At 51.2% G+C, this 24,882-nt stretch carries 17 protein-coding genes and 1 pseudogene; 16 read left to right on the forward strand and 2 right to left on the reverse strand.

Going from position 1 to position 24,882, the window contains the following annotated elements:
• The first annotated feature begins 9 nt into the window (after window positions 1–9).
• Window positions 10–732 (forward strand): RDD family protein, encoded by a 723-nt coding sequence (locus H6585_11730; GenBank protein ID MCB9449000.1) that lies wholly within the window; start codon window positions 10–12, stop codon window positions 730–732.
• On the opposite strand, the gene H6585_11735 is transcribed toward H6585_11730, so the two are convergent.
• Complete coding sequence (locus H6585_11735) at window positions 733–1,161, reverse strand: RDD family protein (GenBank protein ID MCB9449001.1); 429 nt, start codon at window positions 1,159–1,161, stop codon at window positions 733–735.
• Window positions 1,162–1,166: 5 nt separating this feature from the next.
• A pseudogene (locus tag H6585_11740) lies at window positions 1,167–2,521 on the reverse strand (IS3 family transposase).
• Window positions 2,522–2,635: 114 nt separating this feature from the next.
• Here H6585_11740 and H6585_11745 point away from each other — a divergent pair.
• The 15 genes from H6585_11745 (at window position 2,636) to H6585_11815 (ending at window position 24,689) form a co-directional block, all read left to right on the forward strand.
• On the forward strand, window positions 2,636–4,765 hold the full coding sequence (locus H6585_11745) for a phosphoenolpyruvate synthase (protein MCB9449002.1): 2,130 nt from the start codon (window positions 2,636–2,638) through the stop codon (window positions 4,763–4,765).
• A complete protein-coding gene (locus H6585_11750) occupies window positions 4,746–5,831 on the forward strand; it encodes a DUF3419 family protein (GenBank protein MCB9449003.1) in 1,086 nt (361 codons plus the stop codon). Before H6585_11745 ends, H6585_11750 begins: the two co-directional genes overlap by 20 nt.
• Window positions 5,828–6,508, forward strand: a complete 681-nt coding sequence (locus H6585_11755) for a phosphatidate cytidylyltransferase (protein ID MCB9449004.1) — start codon at window positions 5,828–5,830, stop codon at window positions 6,506–6,508. Before H6585_11750 ends, H6585_11755 begins: the two co-directional genes overlap by 4 nt.
• The gene (locus tag H6585_11760; protein ID MCB9449005.1) at window positions 6,505–7,080 is read left to right on the forward strand and encodes a CDP-alcohol phosphatidyltransferase family protein; all 576 of its coding nucleotides are present in this window, start codon (window positions 6,505–6,507) and stop codon (window positions 7,078–7,080) included. Before H6585_11755 ends, H6585_11760 begins: the two co-directional genes overlap by 4 nt.
• Window positions 7,017–7,850, forward strand: coding sequence for a phosphatidate cytidylyltransferase (locus tag H6585_11765; protein ID MCB9449006.1), 834 nt, complete (start codon window positions 7,017–7,019; stop codon window positions 7,848–7,850). The genes H6585_11760 and H6585_11765 overlap by 64 nt, the downstream gene beginning before the upstream one ends.
• Window positions 7,829–8,848, forward strand: coding sequence for a hypothetical protein (locus tag H6585_11770; protein ID MCB9449007.1), 1,020 nt, complete (start codon window positions 7,829–7,831; stop codon window positions 8,846–8,848). The genes H6585_11765 and H6585_11770 overlap by 22 nt, the downstream gene beginning before the upstream one ends.
• Window positions 8,845–10,362: an AMP-binding protein gene (locus tag H6585_11775; protein ID MCB9449008.1), complete on the forward strand. Its 1,518-nt coding sequence runs from the start codon at window positions 8,845–8,847 to the stop codon at window positions 10,360–10,362. The genes H6585_11770 and H6585_11775 overlap by 4 nt, the downstream gene beginning before the upstream one ends.
• Window positions 10,363–10,750: 388 nt before the next feature.
• The gene (locus H6585_11780; protein ID MCB9449009.1) at window positions 10,751–14,257 is read left to right on the forward strand and encodes an esterase-like activity of phytase family protein; all 3,507 of its coding nucleotides are present in this window, start codon (window positions 10,751–10,753) and stop codon (window positions 14,255–14,257) included.
• A 186-nt stretch (window positions 14,258–14,443) separates the two neighbouring features.
• Window positions 14,444–16,618 (forward strand): leucine-rich repeat domain-containing protein, encoded by a 2,175-nt coding sequence (locus H6585_11785; GenBank protein MCB9449010.1) that lies wholly within the window; start codon window positions 14,444–14,446, stop codon window positions 16,616–16,618.
• Window positions 16,619–16,684: 66 nt separating this feature from the next.
• Complete coding sequence (locus H6585_11790) at window positions 16,685–17,266, forward strand: sigma-70 family RNA polymerase sigma factor (GenBank protein ID MCB9449011.1); 582 nt, start codon at window positions 16,685–16,687, stop codon at window positions 17,264–17,266.
• A complete protein-coding gene (locus H6585_11795) occupies window positions 17,263–18,933 on the forward strand; it encodes a hypothetical protein (GenBank protein ID MCB9449012.1) in 1,671 nt (556 codons plus the stop codon). The genes H6585_11790 and H6585_11795 overlap by 4 nt, the downstream gene beginning before the upstream one ends.
• Before the next feature lie 312 nt (window positions 18,934–19,245).
• Window positions 19,246–19,794 carry a hypothetical protein gene (locus tag H6585_11800; protein MCB9449013.1) on the forward strand — a complete coding sequence of 183 codons (549 nt, stop codon included), beginning with the start codon at window positions 19,246–19,248 and terminating at the stop codon, window positions 19,792–19,794.
• 92 nt (window positions 19,795–19,886) lie between these two features.
• A complete protein-coding gene (locus tag H6585_11805) occupies window positions 19,887–21,008 on the forward strand; it encodes a hypothetical protein (protein ID MCB9449014.1) in 1,122 nt (373 codons plus the stop codon).
• A complete protein-coding gene (locus tag H6585_11810; protein MCB9449015.1) occupies window positions 21,005–21,451 on the forward strand; it encodes a hypothetical protein in 447 nt (148 codons plus the stop codon). The genes H6585_11805 and H6585_11810 overlap by 4 nt, the downstream gene beginning before the upstream one ends.
• 73 nt (window positions 21,452–21,524) lie before the next feature.
• Window positions 21,525–24,689 carry a T9SS type A sorting domain-containing protein gene (locus H6585_11815; GenBank protein MCB9449016.1) on the forward strand — a complete coding sequence of 1,055 codons (3,165 nt, stop codon included), beginning with the start codon at window positions 21,525–21,527 and terminating at the stop codon, window positions 24,687–24,689.
• The last annotated feature ends 193 nt before the right edge of the window (window positions 24,690–24,882 follow it).

Raw genomic sequence — 24,882 nt, forward strand, 5'->3', positions numbered from 1 at the left:
TGGAAACTTATGGCTGACATAGAAATTACCACAGACCAGAATGTGACCATCAGCTATGTGCCCGCAAGTGTCATCAAGCGGTTCGCTGCTTTGGCCTTGGATGTGATCATTTATGCCCTGGTTGTGGGCATCCTGTTTATTGTTTTGGCTGCCCTGGATGTGAATCCCAAGTGGATCTTTCTGTGCGTGGTGTTTCCCATTGTGTTCTTTTACAGCCTGGCTTTTGAAGTGTTTAACAATGGGCAATCCATCGGGAAAAGGGCCATGCAGATTCGGGTGGTTCGTCTTGACGGAAGGAAGCCCACGTTGATCGACTACGTGATGAGGTGGTCTTTCCGGGTGCTTGATATATATGCAAGCCTGGGAGGGATGGCGGTGCTTTTCATCAGCGTTTCTCCCCGTTCACAACGTCTCGGGGATGTGCTGGCCAATACGGTTGTGGTGGAGAGCGGGAAACAGGAACGAATGAACATATATAATTTACAGAACCTCGAAAAGGAACTTGCTTCCTATACACCCCAGTTTCCACAAATCATCCGGTTGTCGGAACAAGACATGCTCGTGGTGCATGAGGTGCTGACAAGATTCCGCAAGTTTCCGAACTACGCCCACCGAATGGCATTGGAACTAACCGCGAAAAAAATCGAACATGAACTGAACATAAGGGGGCCGGAAAACAAACAACTGTTCCTGCAGATCCTGATCAAGGATTACGTGCGTCTGTCCAGGTGATTAACGGGCGTTCACCACATAGGTATTGGTCCATGTGTCATGCCATCCCCGTGCCGTATTTCCAAGGAATGAGAAAGGTTCGAACGGAACAAACCGGCTGAGCGAACGCAGAAAAGCATCTTTTGTAGAAGGCTTGTTGCCATACTGATCCACCACTTTTGTGCCGGTTACGAACTTTCCCAAAGTGCGTCCGGCAGCGGCTTCAAATACGGTATAATAAAGGGGGTAAACCAGGTACATGCTCATGTAAAGCAGCGGTGTTTCAGCGTCCAATCCTGTTGCCAACAGGACAACGGTCAGGATGATGACGGAGAAATAAATCGCGATGGTGTCAATGATGTAATTAAGGAAACGCTTGCCGGCGCCTACGGGTTTTGGTGGTTCGGGTGTGTGCGTCTTAAAACAAATCCGGACAAAAGGCGATCTAATTTAAGTCATAGATTTAACATTTGTTGACGGTGGAATTTTCTTCTTTGTTTCATGGTTCTTTCTTTGGTTTGTTTTCGTCTGGCCAGGATCTGTTTATCCCTGCCGAAAAATACGTCGGCAGGCGTGAGATTTTCCAGTGATTCATGGTACCTGCGGTTGTTGTAGTATCGGATAAATTCAGCCAGCGCCTGGCGCAATTCATCGGGTGAATAATAGTTGTCCAGCTTGATCACGTTCTTCATGGACTGATGCCAGCGTTCGATCTTTCCCTGGGTCTGCGGATGACGGACTCTTCCGCGTACGTGCTTGATCTCCCTGTCCTGGAAGAACTCAGCCAGGTCTTTGGCAATGTAGCACGGGCCATTATCGCTGAGCACTTTGAGAGACTGTGTGGTTTTGTCAGGAACCACCCCGGTGATCTCAATGGCCTTGTCGATATTGCGCTGTACGTCATCGGCTCCCATGTTGGTGCATAGTTCGGCATGGATCACGTAGCGGGAGTAATCATCCAGTACCGTGCAGAGGTAATACCATCCCCAGTGTCCCACTACTTTCAGGTAAGTGAAATCGGTCTGCCACATCTGGTTGACCCGGGAGGTCTTGTCTTTGTACTGGTTGGCAGCATGATCCACCACAAAGGCCGGTGCAGTGATCAGCCCTCTTTCTTTGAGAATGGCATGCACGCTGGACTCGCTGATATACCAGCCCCGGTGATCTACGATGTGCCAGGCCAGTTCTCTGGATGAGAGGTCTTCCATGTCCAGGGCCAGCTCTACCACCTCCTGGCGTTTCTCATCGGGGATCCGGTTCCACTGGCTTCTTGCCGCCCGCTTCTTGGGAGCCAGTCCTTCAAACCCTTCCCGCAGATACCGGTCGTACCAGTCATAGAAAGTCGCCTTGGGAATGTCCAGCTCTTTCAGGGTGGCCCGTACGCTCAGATCACTGTTTTCCACTATGGAAATGATCTCCATTTTCTCTGATTGACTGTATCGCATATACCGCTGCCTTTTTAAGCGTCCCCACTCAAACTTTTTTTTAGGACCCTATTCTGCAGGGTGAGCTCGGCGACCACTTCTTTCAGCTGGCTGTTCTCCTTGCGGAAATGATCCACTTCGGTGGTGTTGGCCTCTCGGAGGGTATCTCCTAAAAGCCGTTTCTTACCGGCTTCCAGGAAGTCTTTGCTCCAGCGATAGTAGAGGTTGGCGGCAATACCTTCACGGCGACATATCTCTGAAATGGATAGCTCGCCCTTGAGGCCTTCCAGTACGATTCGGATCTTCTCCTCTGCGGAGAACTTGCGGCGGGTCCTGCGTTTGATCTCACGGACTACCCCTTCGGGACTTTGATCTTTCTTTTTCATGTTTGGACTGTTTTTCAAGGTTCCAGTTTTTTACCTTGAAAGCTAGCTTTCAAGGTAAAAAACTGTGACTAAACTATTGTACCTTAACAGTCCGAATTTTGCTTACGCTGGACAGTGGATGCGGATGCGTCGGGTGTTGCTTTCGGTGTGAACCCTGTTACTGGTAACCGCCGGGAAAAAGTGGTGTCTGCTGTGTATGGCCTCGGTGAAGGATTGGTGTCGGGCGCCCTGAACGCCGACTCATTTGTGCTGACCGGTCAGGGGATTCAATCCAACGTGGTGGCGAAGGACCGGGCAATGATGCAGGACCACGTGAACGGGGGTACGGTTTGGGTGGATGTGGATGAAAAGCGCAGGGAGAAACCCAGCCTCAATGATGCCATTCTACGTGAGTTGAATACGATCCTTCATCAGCTCGAAAAGAAATGCGGCGGGCCGCAGGATGTGGAGTTCGCCGTGAAGAACGATGTGCTTTACCTCCTGCAGGCAAGGCCGGTATCCGCTGTTTCAAAGGAAGAATACACCGTATGGGACAACAGCAACATCGTGGAATCCTACCCGGGTGTCACCACACCGCTTACATATTCCTTTATCACCAAAATGTATGAGGCAGTGTACCGCCAGTTCGTGCATTTGCTGGGTGTGCCGATGACTACCATCGACAAGCATGCACATGTTTTTGCCAATACGCTGGGCCTGGTTCGCGGACGCGTATATTACAACCTTCTCAGCTGGTACAAGATGCTGGCCATGGTGCCGGGCTACTCCGTGAATGCCGCCTACATGGAAACCATGATGGGGGTGAAACAACGCTTCGAACTCAGGGAAGACTACCGGATGGGTAAACAGCAGGCGTGGTTCCGCATCGGCCTGATGGTGGTGAAAATGATACGCCTTCAGATGCTGCTGCCCGTGCATCGCCGCCGGTTCCTGAAGCACCTGGATCATACCATGCAAACCTACCTGCAGATGAACCTGTCGGCCATGACACTTCCCGAACTGAAAAAGGCATACCTGGGTTTTGAACATACGTTGGTGACGAAATGGAAGGCGCCGCTGACCAATGATTTTTTTGCCATGATCTGGTTCGGTATCCTTCAAAAGCTGACCCGGTCATATGGTATCTCCGGCAATCCCAATATCCACAACGACCTGCTGTGCGGAAGCCACGACATTATCTCCACGGAACCCATTCACATGGCTGTGGCCATTGCGGATGACATCCGTGCAAAACCCGATGCCATAAGTTGGTTCGGAGCAACATCCGCCAAGGAGATTTGGGATGGACTTCAGTCGGGGCGTTATCCGGAAATCCTGCGTGCATTTGAAACGTACATTCAAAAGTTCGGCGACCGGTGCGTGGGAGAACTGAAATTGGAAACGGTGTCGTACACACAGGATCCTTCCCGCCTGGTTCAGGTGGTGCAATCCTATCTGGCCAACGGCATCAGCGGGGCATCCATGCGGAAGCACACCGACCCCGAACTCCGGTCACGCGCGGAAGATCAGATGAACAAAGCGCTGTCCGGACATCCAGTGAGAAAGTGGTGGTTCGGTTTCGTGCTGAAACGTGCCAGGGATCTTGTCAGCAACCGCGAGAACCTGCGCTTCGAACGCACCCGCGGCTTCGGTATGGTTCGCAGGATCATGCATGCAATCGGTTCTCGAATGACGGAGCTGGACATGTTGGCTTCGCCCTCGGATGTTTTTTATCTGTCGCTTGATCAGGTGCTCGAAGCCTGTGACGACCCGAAGAAAAAAAATCTCAAAGACATCATCTCAGAAGCAAAGGAAGCCTTTGATGCCTATAAGCGTCAACCTCCTCCGGCCGAGCGTTTCCATAGTTACGGTAATGATTTCAGCGACCGGAACATCTATTCCGAAGAAGAGGAAGGAGCCGCCGAAGGAGACCTGCAGGGAACCGGTTGTTGTCCGGGTGTCGTTAAAGGCCGCGTACGCGTGGTTGCCGGTCCGGATGAAACCCACAGCCTTAATGGCGACATCCTGGTTACGTCCAACACCGACCCCGGTTGGGTGACCCTGTTCCCAACCGCATCCGCGATTCTTGTGGAAAGAGGAAGTCTGTTAAGTCATTCCGCCATCGTATCCCGCGAAATGGGTATTCCCTGTATAGTTGGCATCACCGGGCTATTGCGCGCCCTTTCCACCGGTGATGTTGTGGAAATGAATGGAAGGGAAGGCACCGTTCGCATCATCAGCAAGCATGGAGAAACAACTGCATAACATCGACCACAGTTACCTGCGTTATGCCAACTGCTGGGAAGATGCGGATGTGCTGCTGGCGGCTTTGTCGCCACAGCCGGGTGCCAGAATCCTGTCCATCGGTTCCGCTGGCGACAACAGTTTTTCTCTCCTCACATCAAATCCCGAAAAGGTGGTGGCCGTGGATGTGAATCCCGTGCAGCTGCATCTGATCGAATTGAAGAAAGCTGCATTTGAAGTTTTGGAGCATGCGGAGTTCATCCGTTTTCTCGGATTTGTGCCGGCGAATGACCGCCTGCAATGGCTGTCAAAAGTGTCGGCTGCGATGCCGGAACTCAGCGCCCGGTATTGGCGGCAAAAGACAGGGCTGATCGATGCCGGTATCATTCACGGTGGAAAGTTTGAGCGGTATTTCCGCATCTTTCATTCCAGATTGTTGCCGTGGATTCATGGAAAGGAAAGGGTGGAGGAATTGTTGACGCTCAAATCATCCGAAGCACAGGAACGTTTTTATGTGGAGAAATGGAACAGCCGACGATGGAAGGTTTTCTTCAAATTGTTTTTCAGTCGCGCCGTGATGGGTAAATTCGGTCGCGACCCGGCCTTTTTCAAAGAGGTGAAAGTGCCTGTGGCCACTGCGATTTACGAAACGGCCGCCCGCCACCTCAGGAAAGCGGAATGCGCCGACAATTACTTCCTCAGGTACATCATGCGGGGTACATTCGGCGATCAGCTTCCGCATTATGCACGCCGGGAAAACTTCGATGCCATCCGCAACAACATTTCACGTATCAGTACCTGGCAGGGATTGGCGGAAGTATGTGCCGACATCGATGATTTTTCCCATTTCAACCTGTCCAATATCTTTGAGTACATGTCCACACCCGTATTCAAGGAAGTGGCCACAAAACTGGCCAACGGATCCCGCGCCGGTGCTACGTTTGCGTACTGGAACCTGATGGTGTCGCGTGGACTGGCGGATGTGTTACCGGATCGTTTCAGATCGGATACACAACGGTCGGAAGAATTGCATCGGGTCGACAAAGGTTTTTTTTACCGGCAACTGCACATCGACAAACGGATATGAACAACAACCTGCTGCATGTGGCGCTCCTGGCATCCGCTTTCCTGTTGCTTTTTGCGACTGCCGAGTTGCTGTACCGGGTATTCAAGGTAAAGGCGGAAGTCACCCGAAAAATGGTACACATCGTCACCGGTTTGCTCACGTTGCTGTTTCCGCCATTCATCGATGGTCACTGGTGGGTGATGGCCCTCTGCGGTTCGTTCTTCCTGATCCTGGCCGTGAGCATGCGCACCGGATGGTTGCCTTCCATCAATGCGGTGGATCGCGTCACGCGTGGCAGCCTGCTGTACCCGGTGGTGGTCTACGGATGCTACCTGGCATATGCGCATCACCGCGACATGACGCTCTACTACATTCCCATCCTTACCCTTGCCATTGCCGACCCTATGGCGGCATTCGTGGGAAAAACATTTCCCAGGGGCAGGTACGTGTTGCTCGGGCATGCAAAGACGCTCAGCGGAAGCTCTGGGTTTCTGGTCGCTGCTGTCCTGGTGGCAGTGGTTTCTTTCCGCATCACTACAGAACTAACTGTGTCGGCAATGATCATACCGGCATGTGTCATCGCGGTGGTTTCCACACTTGCGGAAGCTGTGAGTCACAAAGGATACGACAACCTGTCGATCCCGGGTGTGTCCCTTGCCGCACTCTGGCTGATCCGTTACTTTTTTCATATGGTATGACCAACAAAGAACCGGTACTGACCCTTCCCAACGTGTTGTCGTCGCTCAGGCTGATGGCCTTTCCGGTACTGATGTACCTGGCATTTTCGGGTATGGAAAGATGGTTTGCCATTGTGTTTTGCTCAGGCCTTGTGACGGATATTCTTGATGGATGGATCGCACGTACGTTCAACATGCGTACGTCCCTCGGTGCGAAACTGGATTCCCTGGCCGACATCGGTATGTACATCGCGGCCTTCACCGGTGTGTACCTGTTCAAGTGGGAAACCCTTGGTACACACAAACCGATGCTGGTGCTTTACCTGATCCTATATGTGGGAAGCCAGGCGATATCCTTCATCCGTTTCGGTAAACATCCCACCTTGCATTTGTATTCATTCAAGATCGGCGGCTACTTGCAGGGGATCTTGTTCTTTACCTGGTTTGCATCCGGGTTATATGTGTGGTATTATTATGTGGCGCTGAGTTGGGGCGTGCTGGCTTGTGTGGAGGAAGCGGTGGTGCTGATATGGTTGCCGGCCTACCGTTCGGATGTGAAAGGATTGTATTGGTTGATGAAGGAAAAGAAGTGATGGTGGAACGGGTCATAGCAGCACTTTTGGTCTGTACTGCCCTGGGTGGATGGGCCGTCAGACGTGTGGCGGGGAATGATGTGGACAATGCCCGGCAACATTGGACCAAATACCTGGTTTACCTGGCGCTTGTGGTCATATGGGTGACAGCCATCCTGCTTGATGGGGCTGTTTACCTGGCGGGTGGGATGGTATTGGCGGGCTTTTTGGAGTTCATACACGCAACCGTCAACAACAAGCCTTCTGTTTTTAAAGCCATACCGATGTTGTTGCTCTTTGGCTTAGCATCCTCTTGGTTAGTGGATTTTGTTTCGCATGCGCCGGTCGATTACATCCTTACGGTTTACACAATGGTGGTGGTTATGGATGCTTTCAGCCAGCTATCCGGTCAACTCTTCGGCCGGCACAGAATTTCGAATATCAGTCCGAACAAAACATGGGAAGGACTTGTTGGCGGATACCTGGCTACCTGTGTCGCATTTTTTGTGATGACATGGAAGCTGGACGTTGCCCGCGGTTTGAAGCCGGTGTATGAAATGGATGCACGTTTGTTCTGGAACGGACTGGCCTTTGCCCTGCTGCTTTGCCTGTTTAGTTTTGCCGGCGACATGACCGCTTCCTGGTACAAGCGGGTGTGCGGCATCAAAGATTATTCAAGCCTGCTCAAAGGCCAGGGCGGTGTGCTCGACAGGTACGACAGCCTGCTGGCCATGGGAATGTTTTATCAATGCGCCGTATACCTCGATCTATGTCCGCACTTTCCATCCTGACATGCCGCCCCGGTGACCCGGCGTTCTACAGGTTCCTGCAGGTGCCGGGGAATGTGTATCCCGATCTGAAAGAGCGCATGCCATTGCTGCATGCACCCGACCTGAAAAATGTACACGTTGCATGGGTGGCGATGCAAGGGGGGCAACCCGTGGGGCGACTGGCATTCTACCTGAACCCGGCTTTGAAATATCAGGATGGGCCTGCGGCATGCATCGGAAGTTATGAATGTGTAGATAATCCGGAAGTGGCGTTAATGTTATTGAATGACGCATCGCAACTGGCAAAGGATGCCGGTTGTAAATGGCTGATCGGACCGATGGACAGGTCGACATGGAACGGGTACCGCTTCAGTACAGATCACAGCCATCCGAATTTCACCATGGAACCTTATCACCATTTGTATTACAACGACCAGTTCCTGGCCAACGGTTTCGAGGTAATCGGCGAATATGTCTCGAACCTGAGTGAAGACCTCACGGTCAACCTGGAGGCGCACGAGCAGGCCCGTGCGCAATACCTGCAGGCCGGTGCACGAATCCGGCATATGGATATGTCGCGGTTGACGGAGGAATTGGGTCGGGTTGCTGACCTTTGTCTTGAAGCGTTCTCCGGTAATTTCCTGTATACGCCCATCACCCGCGAGGCCTTTGTGCAAAAGTACCTGGCTGTAAAAAACCTGATTGACCCGGAATGGGTATGGCTGGTGGAGGATGAGCAGGGAATGTTGCAGGCTTTGTACTTTGCGGTGAAAGACCACCTCGACCCTTTGAACCAAACCATCATCGTAAAAACCGTGGCCAGAAGGAAAGGCAGTCCGTTCAAGGGCATCATCCGTTTCCTGACATCGGAACTCAAACTGCAGATGCAAATGACCGGACACAGCCGGATGGTGCATGCGTTCATGTACAGCGACAACACCTCCGCGGATATTTCCGGGGACTTTGCAGGGAAACCATATAAACGTTACGCGTTATACGCACGGTCACTCAAAGGATGAAAAACATCGCACAACTCTTCCTGGAAGCCGCAAGGAAGTATCCCGATCATGCGGCCATCATTCAGGGCGACCGCCAAATCAGGTATGACCAACTGGCCGAACAGGTGCGTTCCACCGCTGGCTATTTCCGCAAGAAAGGCATCAAACCCGGCGACCGTGTGCTGGTGTTCGTGCCCATGGGCATCGACCTGTACAGGATTGTTCTGGCACTGTTTTACATGGGGGCCGTGGCGGTATTCCTGGATGAATGGGTGAGCAGGGAGCGACTTGCTTTGTGCTGCCGGATGGCAGATTGCAAGGCATTTGTTGCCGGTGGAAAGGTGCGGTTTCTTGCGCGTTTTATACAGCCCGTTCGCAAAATTCCCATCTGGATCGGTACATCTGTTCCATCCGCACCGGCGGTTGACATGAAGGAAGTGGATGAAAGCACGTCCGCCCTGATTACTTTTACCACAGGCAGCACCGGTATACCCAAGGCAGCTGATCGCACTCACGGTTTTCTTAAAGCCCAGTTCGATGCCTTGCTGGAAGAAATCAATCCGCAACCGGGTGATGTAGATATGGTGGTATTACCTGTCGTGCTGTTGGTGAACCTGGGCGTGGGATGCACATCCGTGATCGCACCATTCAATGCACGCAAGCCTGAAAAAATGAAGCCGGATGCCATCGCCGGTTGGATCGCTAACCACCATGTGAACCGCATCATCGCATCTCCATATTTTATTGATCGATTGGCCATGTGGATGCTGGACAACAAACAAACCTTTTCGTCCGTGCAACGGATCTTCACAGGAGGTGCACCGGTATTTCCTCTGCAGGCGCAAACCATCCGTCAGGCATTTCCGGATGCCGGCATCCGCATCGTATATGGTTCCACCGAAGCCGAACCCATTGCCTCGGTAGGTGCCGATGAATTGCTGTCGGAAGGGAGGGTGACCGATGGTTTGTATGTGGGGAAGGTGTTTCACCGCACACAGGTAAGCATCATCGGAATATGGAACAGGGAGATCACAGTTTCGGATGAGGGACAATTGAAAGTGTTGGAAGTTCCCCCGGGTAAGATCGGGGAGATCATCGTAAGCGGTCCGCATGTGCTCGACAGGTATTACAGGAACGAGGAAGCGTTCCGAAGAAACAAGATCATGGTGGATGGAAAGTTATGGCACCGCACCGGCGACAGCGGATATCTGGGTGAAGATGGGAGGCTGTACCTCACCGGAAGATGCGAACAGATCATCCGGTACGGAGAAAAAATATATGCGCCGTTTGTGATTGAGGAAATGCTGGGTAGGATGGATGGTGTGGAACTGGGTACGATGCTGCTTTCGGAAGAACAACATCCGGTGGTTGTGGTGGAGTTGAAAAAGGGTGCAGATGTACAAAGGGTGGAGGAGGAAGTGCGCAATGGAATTCCCGACATGGAGCGCATGCAAACAGTTGCCAAAATGCCCCGGGATCCGCGGCATCATTCCAAGATTGATTACGAGAAGTTGAGAAAGATGGTGAATGGTTAATTGCTATCCTGCTTCAGACCCAAAACGCCATTCATGGTCTGCATCCCATCTGCTGATATCTGCAGTCTATGGTCTACCATCTCACATCTAATGTCTACAGTATAACATCTAACTTACCCCAATCTTAACTTACCTTTGCCCATCCCTTAATACAGATCTAAGCCTGTTTGCAGAGCTTTTCGGGCGATGGAATTCCAGCACTACCACGGCGAAACGCTCGTGCGTTAAATGTTTCAGTCGTTTGGCAGCCGGCACGCCACATACTCCGTAGAATCTTCTCGGCGGATTTACCAAGTCATAACATCACGACCACGAACACGTCATTGCCCACTTCCAATTTTGGCAGCGGAAAGAAGATTCTTTTCATGAACCCTAAACAAAACCATTTATGAAAAAACAGTTGACCACATGGTTGATGGGCATGTCATCCTTGTTGGCCTTCCAGCAGGAAAGTCAGGCCCAGATTACCTTGCTGCAGGACTACGAGAACGACGTATCGCCTGCTATCGGAACCTTTCAGGGTATCGACTACCGTGAATCAGGTTTCTCCGCTCTGTATCCCATCCCGGGTACGAACGGAACCGAGTTCTGGACATGCACCGACCGCGGTGTGAACATCGATGCAGCCAACGCAAACCCTGCCGGCTGCCATCCCGAGTATGACAAACTGTATGCGTTTCCGGCATATGCACCGAAGATCATTCGTCTGCGCCTGAACGCAAGCGGAGCGTTGGATGTTCTCCAGGTGCTCCCCATGAGACGCCCCAACGGCACCCCCGCCACAGGCATCATCAACCCGACCGGCTTCGGCAGCACGGCCGCTGAATTGCCCATTAAAGATACCGTGCAGGATTGTGCCAACTTCAACCTGAAAGTGGTTGCCAAGGATGTATATGGCATCGACTCTGAAGGCGTCATTGTTGATAACGACGGTAATTTCTGGATCTGCGAGGAAGGTGGTCCGGTTGTCTGGAAACTCAACAAGAACGGTGTGGTGTTGCAACGCTTCACCCCGTATGCGAATCAACCCGGCGCCGAGCCCATCGACATCGCCATTGACTCGGTATTCAAATACCGCCGCAACAACCGCGGTTTCGAAGGCATCGCACTTTCTCCCAACGGAAAGATCTATGCCATCATCCAAAGCCCCATCCTGTATCCCGATGCAAGTACCGGTGAAAACACACAGGTGCACCGCATCCTGGAGATCGATCCCCAAACCAACGCAACCCGCATGTTCGCCTACCTGAACGACGGTGAGATCGGCAGCGGTTCCAACAAGATCCGTCTGAAGGATTGGAAAATCGGTGACATGGCCGCCATCAACGACCACGAATTCCTCGTGCTCGAAGCAGCAGCCCGCGGTACCTCCGACATCAAACGCATGTACAAGATCGATATCAGCGCCGCTACCCCGGTGCATTCAGGCCTGTACGGCGGTCAAACCCTCGAACAGCTTGTTGATGCCACCGGCCTTTCCAGTAACGGCATTACCCCGGTTGCCAAAACCCTGGTGATGGACCTGCTCGCCAACGGATGGCCCGCCGACCTCGACAAAGCCGAAGGCCTTGCCATCATCAACGACAGCACCATCGCCATCGGTAACGACAACGACTACGGTCAGGCGTCTCCCGACGAAGACGGTATCGCCATCGCAACCGGTAAGAAGAGCCACGTGATCACCTTCCGCCTGAGCGGCAGCGATAAACTCGCCGGCTATGTTGCTCCTTCTACCGATCTGCTTGCCGACGGTCAAACAGGCCCCAGCACATTCACCACCCCTTATTTGCAATCTTCCATTGCTCAAGGCAAATTCACATCCATCCTCACAGCAGGCGATGTGGTTGGCGGATACAAAATGGTGGGTATTCCCGATGGAACAGGTGCATTTGACAATGGCGACGGAACCTTCACCCTGCTCGTGAACCACGAGATTTCCAAAGGCGGTGGTGCCGTTCGCGCACACGGCTCAAACGGTGCTTTCGTATCACATTGGATCATCAACAAATCGGATCTGAGCGTGGTAAGCGGCGGCGACCAGATGCAGAATGTGAAACTGTGGAATGGCAGCGGTTACGATGCCTACAATGCAGGTAATCCTTCTGCACTCGCCAGCTTCGATCGTTTCTGCTCTGCCGACCTCGCAGCTCCTTCTGCTTTTTACAACAGTGCATCCGGACTGGGAACCGAAAACCGCATTTTCATCAACGGTGAAGAAAGCGGAACCGAAGGTCGCGTAATGGGCCACATTGCAACAGGTTCGGAAGCAGGTACTTCTTACCAACTGCCTTACCTCGGACGTGCAGCATGGGAGAACGTGGTTGCAAGTCCGTACGCCAGCGACAAAACCGTTGTTGGTGGCATGGATGACGGAACCAGTGGACAGGTACACTTCTACATCGGTACCAAAACCAACACCGGCAGCGACATTGAAAAAGCGGGTCTGACCAACGGTAATTTTTACGCCGTGAAGGTGGACGGACTTCTTTCCGAAACCAGTGCATCCGTACCTGTCCCGGGAACGGCCTTCAGCCTGGTGAACCTCGGACAGGTGCAGAATACTTCAGGTACTGCGATCAACACCCTGTGTGACAATGCAGGTGTTACGCACTTCCTGCGCCCCGAAGACGGTGCATGGGACCCTTCCAATCCAAATGATTTCTACTTCGTGACCACCAACAGCTTCAGCGCACCCAGCCGCATGTGGAGGCTTCGCTTCAGCGACATCAACAACCCCGAACTGGGCGGTACAATCGAAGCCGTACTGGATGGAACCGAAGGTCAGCACATGTTCGACAACATGACCATCGATAAGTACGGTCATGCCCTGTTGCAGGAAGATGTGGGCAACAATGTTCACATCGGCAAAGTGTTCCAGTACGACATCGACACCGATGTACTGACAGAAGTAGGTCACCACGACCCGGCCCGCTTCCTGAACGGTGGTCCCCTTTACCTGACACAAGACGAAGAGTCTTCAGGTGTGATTGATGCCCAGGATATCCTCGGCGGAGGCATGTTCCTGATGGTGGTACAAGCCCACTACAACATTCCCGGTGAAGTGTACCAGGGTGGTCAGCTGCTTGCCTTCTACAATCCCGACAGCGAACAGGATTACTACTGTGCACATGCCGGACTGGGTGTGGATGCCGGTGCCAACCAAGCCGTATATGTTGGGTATTCACCGGAAGAATGTGCCGATCTTACCGCCAGCATCTCAGGTGGTGCTGCACCATACAGTGTTGAATGGAGCACAGGAGAAACCACTCCTGTCATCAACGTGTGTCCGGTCAGCGGAACTCAATACAGCGTAACCGTTACCGAAGCCCGCGGTTGCACCGCCAGCGATGACGTAACCGTTTGCGCTACGGACGTAACCTGTGGCAACAACGGAAACAAAGTGGAAGTATGTGCCACCACCACGGTTCATGGCCAAGTGGTTTGCCACAAAACCCTGTGCATAGCAGCTCCCGCCGTGGATGCACTGCTGGCTCACTCGGGTAACTCTAACACCACCTACAGCCTCGGTGCTTGTGATGAAGCAGGCGAGTGCGAAGATGGTGGCGAAGCCAAAACCATTTCAGGCGACTTCGGTCAACTGTCTATGACAGCTGAAGAAGCCAACCTGATCTACGGCGAAGGTTCATTTGTACTGTACCCGAACCCGGTTGCCAACGCTTCCGCTATTTCCCTGGTCGTTTCTGACGTCCTGGGAAGCCAGGCGGATGTGACCGTGACCAACGTTCTCGGTCAGGTGATGCTGCACGAATCATGGACGCTGAATGCAACCGTGCAACGTGCCCTGAACCTGGGCGGCAACGTACCTGCGGGCACCTACATGGTAACTGTGAAAACAGAAACCAGCCAGATCACCCAGAAACTCGTGATCAAATAAAAGTGAATGGATAATGAGATTACGGGCGCCCCGTAAGGCGCTTATGACTAAACCCTCCTTCGCCTGTGCGGAGGAGGGTTTTTTGTTATGGATGATGGGTTTAATGACACACGTATGCTGGAATAGAAATAAGGATGTGTATCTTTTGCCGATGGATGTATTATAACTTCGGAACTGATTCATCATATGGTGCGGAAGATTTTTCTGTTTTTGTTTCTGTTGATGGCTGTTTGTGCATGGGCGCAGGAAGCGGAGGATGGCCCTCTTTATTACAAACTCGCCGATGCGGTGCGCATCCCGCAGCATGTGCGTTACCTGGAGATCGAGCCTGACGCAGCCTCCTTCCGGTTGCTGCGAAACAACAGCCAGGCACTAAACCGCGTGGAGCATATCCGGTTCACCGGTCAGGTACAGGGGCCCCTGTTGCAGCGTTTGGTGGATGAGGCCGCCAAGTTGCCCAACGTGACCGAGGTGATCTTTCAGGACAACAACCTGAAGAAAATGCCCGACATGTACGGGGAAATGTACCCGTCGCTGCAGGCGCTGGTGATCTCGGGAAGTCCGGATATGGACTATGAGTCCGCCATGCGAAACCTTGCAGCGATGAAGAACATCAGGTCGCTGCATCTTGATCAAAACGAACTGGAGGAGCTGCCGAAAAGCATGGGCAGGTTATCCGGCCTGGAAACCCTCCGCATCACCAACAACCCCGAGCTGGATGCCAGCCAGGTAATCGGGGTGCTCACAAAGCTGGACCGCCTGTCGAGCCTTTCCCTCCCGCTCAACAACATCTCCGAATTGCCCGAAGACATCGGAAAACTCAAACACCTCAAGGAGCTGGATATCCGCAACAATTTCATTTCTGAATTGCCAGACCAGGTGGGAAAACTCGACAGCATGTCGCGCGTGCAAATGGAAGGAAACATCCTGGTGGATCCCGTGAACGATGCGGGTAAGATGGCAAAGTTGAACATCCGGTACCTGTCGCTGAATGATGATCTGTCGGATGAAGACAAGGATAAAATCGCCGCCCTCTTCCCGGACGCGGAACTGGTATTCAAATCGGATCAGCCCGATCCGGAAGAAGAACCCGAACTCCTGCCACAACCTGAGGAAAAAGAAGAGAAAGAAGATGGTGTGATCCGGATCGCACCTGAGAACTTTAGGGTGTACTCAGAAGCTTACCTTCGCTACCCTGCCATCTTTTCGCAACTGTATAACATAGCGGCGTTCGATACCACATCATTTCAGGAAAGGTATCTGGATACCAACTACGTGAACACCGTTAGGTTCATGCTTCCGCCCTGGCTGAATGGCGACACGAAAAAGATTAGACGGCAGAAAAGGAAATTCATGGAAACGCAACCCGGGAGTTTTGTGTACCTGAAGGCGGATGCCAAGGGAAGATACTGGACAAACAAAAAACTGCACTTCCAGATCGCCGGAAGCGATGCCCAATTCGCGGCTACACGCATGGGTGAAATGCGGGCGTTTACCGGTATGCAGTGGGTGGTGCACGACCAGATGTCGCAGCGTGTTTTTAAAAAGCGGTTCGCGAAACACAAACGCTGGAACGATGTACGGCTGTACTACCTGCCTTCTGAAAAACTATTCACCCTTGAGTTGAAATCGTTCTCGGGCTTCGAACGCCTTACTGTTTACCCGATATATGGCGGTGTGAACACCCCAAAAACGAGTGCTGAAAAGCAATACGACAAGCGGTTCGGAAAGTATGCTATATACCTACGGAAAAGGGAAAATGCATTTATCCAATCCCAGCTCACGCAAATGGCAAGACTGGAAACCTGGCGGGCACAGGCGGTCAGGGATGCCTGGGATGCGCTCCGTATGTACATGAGCGATGAAGAGAAACTGATGTCGAAGGAAGAATGGCTCGCTTACTACGACCGCGTGATCGCCAACGAAAAAGTGGCGCTGGGCAATGGCGCCGCCAACGGCGTGAATTTCTGGAGAAGCATGCAGCTTGATGGCTATGGGACGATGGTGCCGAGGGCCACCTATGATAAATCGCCGGTGAAAATCATTCAGTATAATGTGGACCTGCAGGATGAAAATGGGAACGTGCTTCCCGTGAAAAGCATGTATGTGGTACGGAAAGAAGAACGGCAGGTATCCGTTCGTCCGGGTTCACTCGGACTGTCACCCGAGCAGATTTACCTGGAAATGTCTGTCCCCTATGTGATCGTGGCCGAACTGCGCAACGGCGACCTGGTCACCTCGGGTGTGTTCACCAACTTTGACCTGCGCCAGGACGTCAGGAGCCAGGTGGTGCGCGTGAAAACATTCGATCGGAAACTCTATAACATCGCCCAGGTAAGACAAGCGGCCGGACTTGAATAACCGCGGTTTTGTGAACTTGTATCTTTTTTGTCCCCCTGTATTATATGTGTGTAAGTTCAATATGGAATGAACAACAACCCGCAATACCACTTTACAAAAGACCAACTCCGGAAGGAGGTTGCTGACATCCATGCGGCCCGGAAAAATCCCGCAAAGTTCGAAGTGCTGTACAAACGGTACTACGAACAGATCATGCGGTTCATTTACCAGCGCGTGGACTCCAGGGATGTTGCATCCGACCTCACCTCGCAGGTGTTCCTGAAAGCCATGATCAACCTGAAGAAGTATACCGACAAAGGTGTGCCCTTCGCATCGTGGTTGTACAGGATTGCACTCAACGAGGTCAGGCTGCATTTCCGCGACGACAAAGCTGCACATGTGGTGAACGCGCGAACCGAACACCTCGTGGGCATGATCTCCGAAATGGAGGAAGAAGCCGACGACAACCAGGTGGAACAATTGGTTAGCGCCATCGACAAGTTGGATGATGCCGACGTGGAGATCCTTGAGCTGCGTTACTTCGAGCAGCGGTCTTTCAAAGAAGTGGGGGAGATTCTTGAGGTCACCGAGAACAATGCCAAGGTGAGAACCTATCGCGTGCTGGACCGGCTCAGGGAGGTCATGCAGGTGCAAATACACACAAAATGACAAAGCGCAAAATACAGATCAACCGCCCCGACCTGTCCCGCGAAGATGCCACGAAGGACATGAACTTCTCCAAGGTGATGAAGAGCTACAAGGCACTCCGTCCGTTCTACAAAACCTGGCAGTTCATGGCCGGCGGAACGGCGCTGGTGGTGGCCATGCTCGCCCTCACCCAGCTTCCGGTGAAACAGAAAGAGGATGCGCAGGTTCGAACCGAAGCAACATCTGCGGTATCAGCGAACGATTCAATGAACGCTGTTGCAGCAACGGAAGTCACGCCCGGAAAGAAGCCGTTTGTGAATCCGCCCTTCCCGGATTATGACATCCCTTACCAGAAGTTCAATGTGATGGCAGACAAGGCCTGTAAGCTCACTTACAGCAAAACCGGTTCGGAGATCATCATTCCGGCCGGTGCGTTCGTGGATGAAAAAGGGACCCCCGTGCAGGATAACGTGGTATTGGAATACAGGGAGATGCATGACGTGGTCGACTTCTTCGTGAGCGGCATTCCCATGACCTATGACACCCTCGGTGAAACACGGCATTTCGAGTCGGCTGGTATGCTGGAGGTACGTGGCTGGCAGAACAACAAACCGGTGTACCTGGCACCCGGAAAGGAAATGAAGGTGCTGATGGCGTCGAGGGACGACCGCGAAATATTCAACAGGTACCACCTGGATACCGTGGCCAAGAAATGGGTGTGCGACGGAAAGAGCAAGGTGATTCCGTGTGAGAAGAAAGTGGAACAACCGGCGAAGGTGGAAGAAAAGAGCAGGCCGGTAGTTAAGGAATTGTTTCGGGCAGAAGCAGAGGAAGTGCCTGTAGGCTCACCCCTGCCGGTATACCCCCAAGCGGCAAACCCGTCCCAGCAAAGATTTAAAGTGGATGTTGACCCGACGGCCTATCCCGAACTTGCATGTTACAAGGGGCTTTCCTTTGAGGTCAGTGCACGCGACCGTTCTTTTGATAAGAAATGGTTTGGTGTGAACTGGACGGGAATGGAACTGCAGAGAAGCGATCCATCTTCCAATTTGTACAACCTGGCTTTGTCTCGACCGGATACATCGGTGCATGTACTGGTTAAACCTGTTGTGGATGCGGAACATCTGGATGAAGCAATGGCCACATATACGAAGCTGAAAACAGAACGCATGAAGGATGTTCAGGGGGATGGGAAGCAGGTAAAAACGTTCAATGAAGCGCAGGAATCATCCCGACCGGAAATTGCCGTGGCCGACAGGGTGATGGAAATGGGCTATAAGGTGGCCGGAGTACGACCCATTGCCATTCCGCAAATGGGCATTCATAACTGTGACTTCCCCGCGCCATTGCCCCGGTTCCCGGAGGTCAGGGTGAAATCCAATGCATGCACGGTTGCCGCTGCATATAAGGACGCTGATGGCGGAGGCGCCTTGAAGAAAGGAAACGTCTTCCTGGCCAGTACTGAAAAAAACCAGTTGATCGATTACGGTTCCGGCAATGTGATCGTATTCCGGAGAGATGCTGACAACATGCTATGGACGATCACGGGCGACGGCAAGCTCGCGATCTATTCACCCGAAGAATTTAAAACGGTGGAAAAAGGCGCACGCAATCACACCTTTGTGCTCACCAAATATGAAAGCATCCGTGACGGACTAGACAAACTCCGGGAGATGATTGCCGAATAAACTTGCTCGTGTAAGATTTGACATGTAATATAAACTTTATATAAAAAGAAATAAATAATTTGTTGTTTTAGAATTTCCATTGTACGTTTGCGGTGCAGGTTAGGTCCTGCGTCATTTCCGTGTGAGGGCAACGGCAATGCGCCACAGACAGGTTTGTTGTGTGGGGTAGTGTTTCAGATACTCTCAACCTCCCCATGTGCATATCAAGGAAAGAATTTATTACAAATTTCCCCGATGTCCTGTCTGCTCCGACCCTGCGAGCGGATGCCGAAAAGCTCACAGAGTAGGCGACATTCAAATCTCTATTGTTCAATGAAACGAATATCATTTGCTGTATGGCTGGCGTGCGGACTGCTCTCCTGCACGAAAGAAAGTCAACAGCCTGTCGCATCCGTGAAACAAGATGTAAAGGACGCATCGGTGGAATTGAACCCGGTGCTGGAAGGCAAAGTGGGGTTGTGTATTGAGTATGGATACCACCTGTATGGAGGTGAAAATGATTCTAACCATTGGTTCTGTGATCCTGGTACACCTCAGAATTGTGCGAAGATTATCCCTTGCAGCGCCATGCCCACCAACAAAACCGATAAAGCGGCGCTCAATGATGTGCTGGAAAGGTTCGTGAAGGCTCACCAGAACCGATCGGTGACGAAGTTCTTCCGGGAAGACAACTGGCAAACCCTTTTCCCGAGCCTGAAGGGTCAGGCATCCTTGCTCAGCCGGTTGCAGAAAGGGGACGTAGTGTTCCGCTCGGTGAAGAACCAAAACGGACATGTGGTGTTCATGGCAGAACCCACACGTGTGCATGGTGTGCAGGGCGAAGCACTACCGGCCAACCTGGTGCTGGAAGTGGATTTGTGATGAAAGGTTGAGGGGATGTAGGGACGCAGCCGTATCTTCGGACTTTTCACCTCCGTGCGGCTGTGTCCTTTTTTATATTCAAAAGATACATCATGCGCATTACCGTTATTGTTTTTTTATTCCTCCTCGCTGTAGCCACGGGTTGTTCCCACCGCGGGATCCAACTGGTGCCGGTAAAAACCATTCGCACCGGTGAGGCCGGTACACCGGTTTTCTTCAGCGGTGCATATAGCCATCTGAAAGAGGGTGAATACTGGATTTACTTCGATCCCGATAGGGATGCTCTTCGGTACATTCCATTGAAAGGAGATTCGATTGCAGACACGCCTCTGGACAGCCTACCGGTTGTGGACCGCACACCTGAAGGACTCGCGTTCTACGTACACAACCTTGATTCCATTTTTGCATTTCCCCACCATGAAAAAACAGTGTTCCTGATCAATCGGAACGGAGAGATCCGGAACCAATGGGTCATCGACCGGCCACTGCCGTCGGGTGAAACAAACTACAGCGTTTTGTCTATTTGGTTGGCACCTATGGTTTATAGAAATGAACGCTTTTATATGACGGGCATTCGTAACAGTGGCTCTGTTCGAACACCGGATGGACTTAGCAAAACGTACGATGTGTCGTCGGATCTGTCCATAGATCTTACCCGCACACCTTATGTGATCCACAACAGCACCGGCATGTGGCCTGCCATCTACCGCAAGAATTATTGGGATGACTCCGTTCCGCAAAGATGTGTGGACCATCGTGGGAATGTCATCTACAATTTCTCGGTTACGCCACAGGTGGATGTGTACCGGAATGATTCCTTGGTTTTTTCTGGCCAGGCGAAAAGCAGGTACCTGAAGAAAGAGAGACAGCCTTATGATCTCGACAGCATCGGAAATTTTGTGTACCTGAAGCGCTACTATGTTGAGCAGCCTATATATAAAACTATCGTGGAAGATCCTTACCGAAAGCTGTATTATCTACCGGTGATTCTAGGAGGTGATTATCTTGACAGTGATGGATTGATCCGGAGGTCCACTGACAATCCCTGGTCGCTGATCGTAATGGATACCACATTCCGTGTTGTGGATGAAGTGTTGATGGATCCCAGAAGATATGGCCGCATGGTGGTGCCTACCCCAGAAGGCGTGATGTTGAATACCAAAGATGGAACCGATAGCCTAACTTTTACCGTATTCAAACTGCAAATGCCATGAAGTCTTTAATCGTCACTTTGGTCGGTATGGTATTCCTGCTCACCTGCAACGATGCACCTGAGAAACCGAATAAGAACACAGAGGTGTTCTCCAATTACCTCCGGAATCAGTTTCAGACCGAATTGCCGGAAACGCCGCATCGCTATCTACTGCTGCCTGCCATCTATTGTAAGGGTTGTGTGCAAAAGTACTGGATGGACCTGACCCAATGGGGTGAAACAAATGACCACAACCTCATCACCATCATCACCACCCAACCGAAAGCCATTCCCGATAGCATCTCACAACAGTTCGAAACACGCGTGGACCGCTCCGGGATGCTGGACCGCCTGCCGCTTCGGGTGGCCAACCTCACCATCCTGAAAAGCGAAAACAGAAATGTGTATTCGGTGTTTTCGATACCTACGACGGATACGACATACGTCGGGAAGTTGTTGGAATGACGGATTGTTTTTTACCCGTTGTGTGTGATTCTTTACATGGGTAATCATATATTTGTTGAATATGTCGTAGTCGATGAAAAAGAAACGTCCTGAGATTTTAACATTGCTTTTGTTAGTCGTAAGCGGTTTGCTGATAACCGGAAAAGGATTCGGGGCAATGAATGGCGCCTATACGATCAATCAGGGTGCGCCGGCATCCGCAACAAATTATATGTCCGTCAACTCAGCCATGTCCGATCTTCAGTTCGGATGGCGCTCGGATGGTGGACCTGTTAACGGGCCTGGTGTTACTGGGCCGGTCACATTGCGTATCGTTCCCGGTTCTGGGCCCTACTATGAGCAGGTGAGCGTGTCCTTTATACCTGGTACTTATCCAAATGTACCGGTTCGACTAACAGGAGGAGCCACATACGAAACCATTGAGTTTACACCTGATAGTGTTCCAGATAAGCACGTGATAAAGCTTTCCGGTGTGATGAATCTTATTCTGGATAGTCTGACCATCCGGAATGGCGCAAGAACGTCCGGGTATGGTGTGTGGATCACCGATAATTCCGATAACAACACCATTCAAAATTGCAGGATCGAACTAGACAGTATATCCACCTCAGCCGGCTTGATGGGAATAGCCATGATTTCAGCTAAGGGCACCCCAGGGTCTAATGGCAGCGGTAATGTAATAAGTGGGAACGAAATTGTTGGGGGTTACAAAGGAATTGTATGCAACGGCAAAGGCACCACCGAGCATGCGCAGAAAAATCAAATTTTAGGGAATCGAATATACCAAAGCACCAATTCAGGGATAAGCCTATCCTATCAGGATGCTACATTGGTGTCCAGCAATGTCGTGCACTCTGAAAGAGATCCGTACGGAGGCTTAAGAGGAATAGAGATTAATTCTGGCGATAGCGTCGTCGTGGAGAAAAATGAGGTGGTGATTAGTGGCTTTATGGGGATCATAATCGCCAATGTAAATATTGGATTACCTAAAAAAACCATGGGTGCGATCGCCAGGAATAATATGGTCGTGCTGAACAGAAAAAAAGGCTACCAACACTATAACGCCCCAAATGGTTATGGGTTTTATTTATATAATTCAAATATTGTGGGTGTCGCTCACAATTCGGTTTCCTTTTCGCTTTCGGATGCCGGTAGAGGTATTTGTGTGGAAAAAGGTAGTGATTATGATATACGCAACAACTCCGTCTACATGCCCGAGGCGTATAATGGGTATGTGATATACACCGACTCTATGTCTCGCATAAAGGTGTTAGACTACAACAATTACTATGTAGCAGGTCGAGCCCGGCATTTCATGTACCTAGGCAATGAATACTTGGATACCAATTATGTAGGCGTTGGTGGATTTAATCTGCATTCCAAAGTCGGGAACCCCTATTACCTGGATCCGACCCGGGATCTGCATACCTATTCATTGGATCTGGATGGGGCCGGTGATCCAACCGTAGGTGTTGGTGAAGACTTTGATGGTGAGGTAAGGCCGAATTCGCCATCAGGTTTTCCGGATATCGGCGCCGATGAATATATGCCTCTTGCCATCGATGCCCGGGTCATAAAACACCTGACCCCGTTGGATGCAATATGTCCTGACGACAATGTGGTGGCCGTTGTGATTGAAAACATGGGCACAAACCCATTGAACAATATCAACATCACATCAAATATCACGGGTGCATCCAATGATGTTATTTCTGCCAACTATTTCGGGCCACTGCCTTCACATAAAAAGGATACCTTGTATGTGGGTGCATTTAACCCCGGATCGGGTGGGAAGGTTCAGATAGAAACCTATTGTTCTGTTTCAGGCGATCAGTATTTGAGAAATGACACGATACGCGACAGCGTCTTGATCAATCCAATCCCCCCTCAACCGGTCATTCTGAAGGCAGATACAACTTGCGAAGGAGGCCAGGTGGAACTGGTTGTTTCAGCATCCGCGGATAGCTACTGGTATGATGCTGCTTCGGGAGGGAATCTGGTGTATGTGGGTGATACGTTGAAAACGGATACCCTATCGGCTAATCAGTCATTGTATGTGGAAACACGGTATCAAAAATTAGGTTCTTTAACGGGTGGTTTGGGAGGTACACCCCTAGGTTTCCGCGGAATCATGTTTAACGTGACAGCATACCAGGATGTCACAATTGAAAGCATGGACCTTAATTTGTCAAAAGCTACTGGTATTGATGTGTGGATCAACTATCGTGACGGTGGGTATCAGGGTTTTGAGTCCGATAGTCACGCTTGGAATGAACTGGGTGTTGTGCGTGTGGATGGGATGGGTCAGGGACTCCCCACACATTGTTTGCTTCCCAGCACCTTGTCAATTCCGGAAGGACATACGTACGGTATTTACATAGATGTTGGCCCGGAATTCAACTATGGCAGCAAAGATACGGTGGTGTCAAATGAATCTATTTCGATCGACTATGGGTTGTCATTAGGGTTGTTATTCAAACAATTCGGGGTTCCCCGGAATTTCGATGGAACCATTTACTATACCGCAACCAGCTGCCCTTCTCCAAGAACTGAAGTTCCGGTTAAGGTGTATAAGCAACCTACACCCGATCTCATTGATAGCGTAAGTTGTGGCCCCCTTCTTCTTGATGCGGGTTCCGGAAACGGTTTTGAGTACATCTGGTCGAATGGCAATACGAGCCAGAAAAATGAGGTTATCGCCTCGGGGAAATACCTGGTGACCGTTACCAACGGTGAATGTACAGCGACAGATTCAGCTGTCGTTACGGTAAACCCGGTTGATACCATTCACGTGACATGGTTCAATGATTCATTGTTTGCCACCAAGGGGAGTTGGGTCAGCTATAAATGGTTTGTGGATGGTTTTGAGTTGACAGGCGTGAATCAAAATCACATACGGGTTACTCAAGATGGCCTGTACGAGGTGCTGGCTACGGATGCAAATGGTTGTACGGATTCCGATACCATCCGCGTATTGGGTTATGTTCCGGTTGTTAGTTTGGGTGATGAGATCGGACTACACATCTATCCCAATCCCAATAAGGGTGTGTTTCGTTTGGAATCCGATATTCGGGGTGCAACCCGTGTCAGAATTATCAATGCATTCGGCCAGGTAGTGCTGGAAAAACATGTGCAAGGAGCACGGCAAGAGTTTGATCTCTCTGGTTTACCCAAGGGCGTGTACGTATTGCAAATCGGCACCGAATCTTTTGCCAGGATGCGTTTCCTGATTCAGTAATGATGGGTTTATTTGGAAGGAGATAGACTTAACTGTGGCTGACAGGCACGCTGGTGTTGGCGTGTTGACGTCATGCAAACCACAATTCCAGACCTTAATTGACTTCTTTTGCGCCGGTTATCAACTGACCTGACAATAATCATCCGTCAGCATGTTGTAGGTCATTCATTCCCGTAGCCGGTCCCCCGACATT

Source organism: Flavobacteriales bacterium (assembly GCA_020635855.1).
Taxonomy (GTDB): domain Bacteria; phylum Bacteroidota; class Bacteroidia; order JACJYZ01; family JACJYZ01; genus JACJYZ01.

What these genes read in the sequence shown, in the direction of transcription:
- H6585_11730 (MCB9449000.1), top strand. Translation starts at nt 10, where the DNA reads ATGGCTGACATAGAAATTACCACAGACCAGAATGTGACCATCAGCTAT.
- H6585_11800 (MCB9449013.1), top strand. Translation starts at nt 19,246, where the DNA reads ATGAAACGAATATCATTTGCTGTATGGCTGGCGTGCGGACTGCTCTCC.
- H6585_11770 (MCB9449007.1), top strand. Translation starts at nt 7,829, where the DNA reads ATGTCCGCACTTTCCATCCTGACATGCCGCCCCGGTGACCCGGCGTTC.
- H6585_11750 (MCB9449003.1), top strand. Translation starts at nt 4,746, where the DNA reads ATGGAGAAACAACTGCATAACATCGACCACAGTTACCTGCGTTATGCC.
- H6585_11795 (MCB9449012.1), top strand. Translation starts at nt 17,263, where the DNA reads ATGACAAAGCGCAAAATACAGATCAACCGCCCCGACCTGTCCCGCGAA.
- H6585_11815 (MCB9449016.1), top strand. Translation starts at nt 21,525, where the DNA reads ATGAAAAAGAAACGTCCTGAGATTTTAACATTGCTTTTGTTAGTCGTA.
- H6585_11765 (MCB9449006.1), top strand. Translation starts at nt 7,017, where the DNA reads ATGGTTGCCGGCCTACCGTTCGGATGTGAAAGGATTGTATTGGTTGAT.
- H6585_11775 (MCB9449008.1), top strand. Translation starts at nt 8,845, where the DNA reads ATGAAAAACATCGCACAACTCTTCCTGGAAGCCGCAAGGAAGTATCCC.
- H6585_11760 (MCB9449005.1), top strand. Translation starts at nt 6,505, where the DNA reads ATGACCAACAAAGAACCGGTACTGACCCTTCCCAACGTGTTGTCGTCG.
- H6585_11810 (MCB9449015.1), top strand. Translation starts at nt 21,005, where the DNA reads ATGAAGTCTTTAATCGTCACTTTGGTCGGTATGGTATTCCTGCTCACC.
- H6585_11805 (MCB9449014.1), top strand. Translation starts at nt 19,887, where the DNA reads ATGCGCATTACCGTTATTGTTTTTTTATTCCTCCTCGCTGTAGCCACG.
- H6585_11755 (MCB9449004.1), top strand. Translation starts at nt 5,828, where the DNA reads ATGAACAACAACCTGCTGCATGTGGCGCTCCTGGCATCCGCTTTCCTG.
- H6585_11780 (MCB9449009.1), top strand. Translation starts at nt 10,751, where the DNA reads ATGAAAAAACAGTTGACCACATGGTTGATGGGCATGTCATCCTTGTTG.
- H6585_11785 (MCB9449010.1), top strand. Translation starts at nt 14,444, where the DNA reads ATGGTGCGGAAGATTTTTCTGTTTTTGTTTCTGTTGATGGCTGTTTGT.
- H6585_11790 (MCB9449011.1), top strand. Translation starts at nt 16,685, where the DNA reads ATGAACAACAACCCGCAATACCACTTTACAAAAGACCAACTCCGGAAG.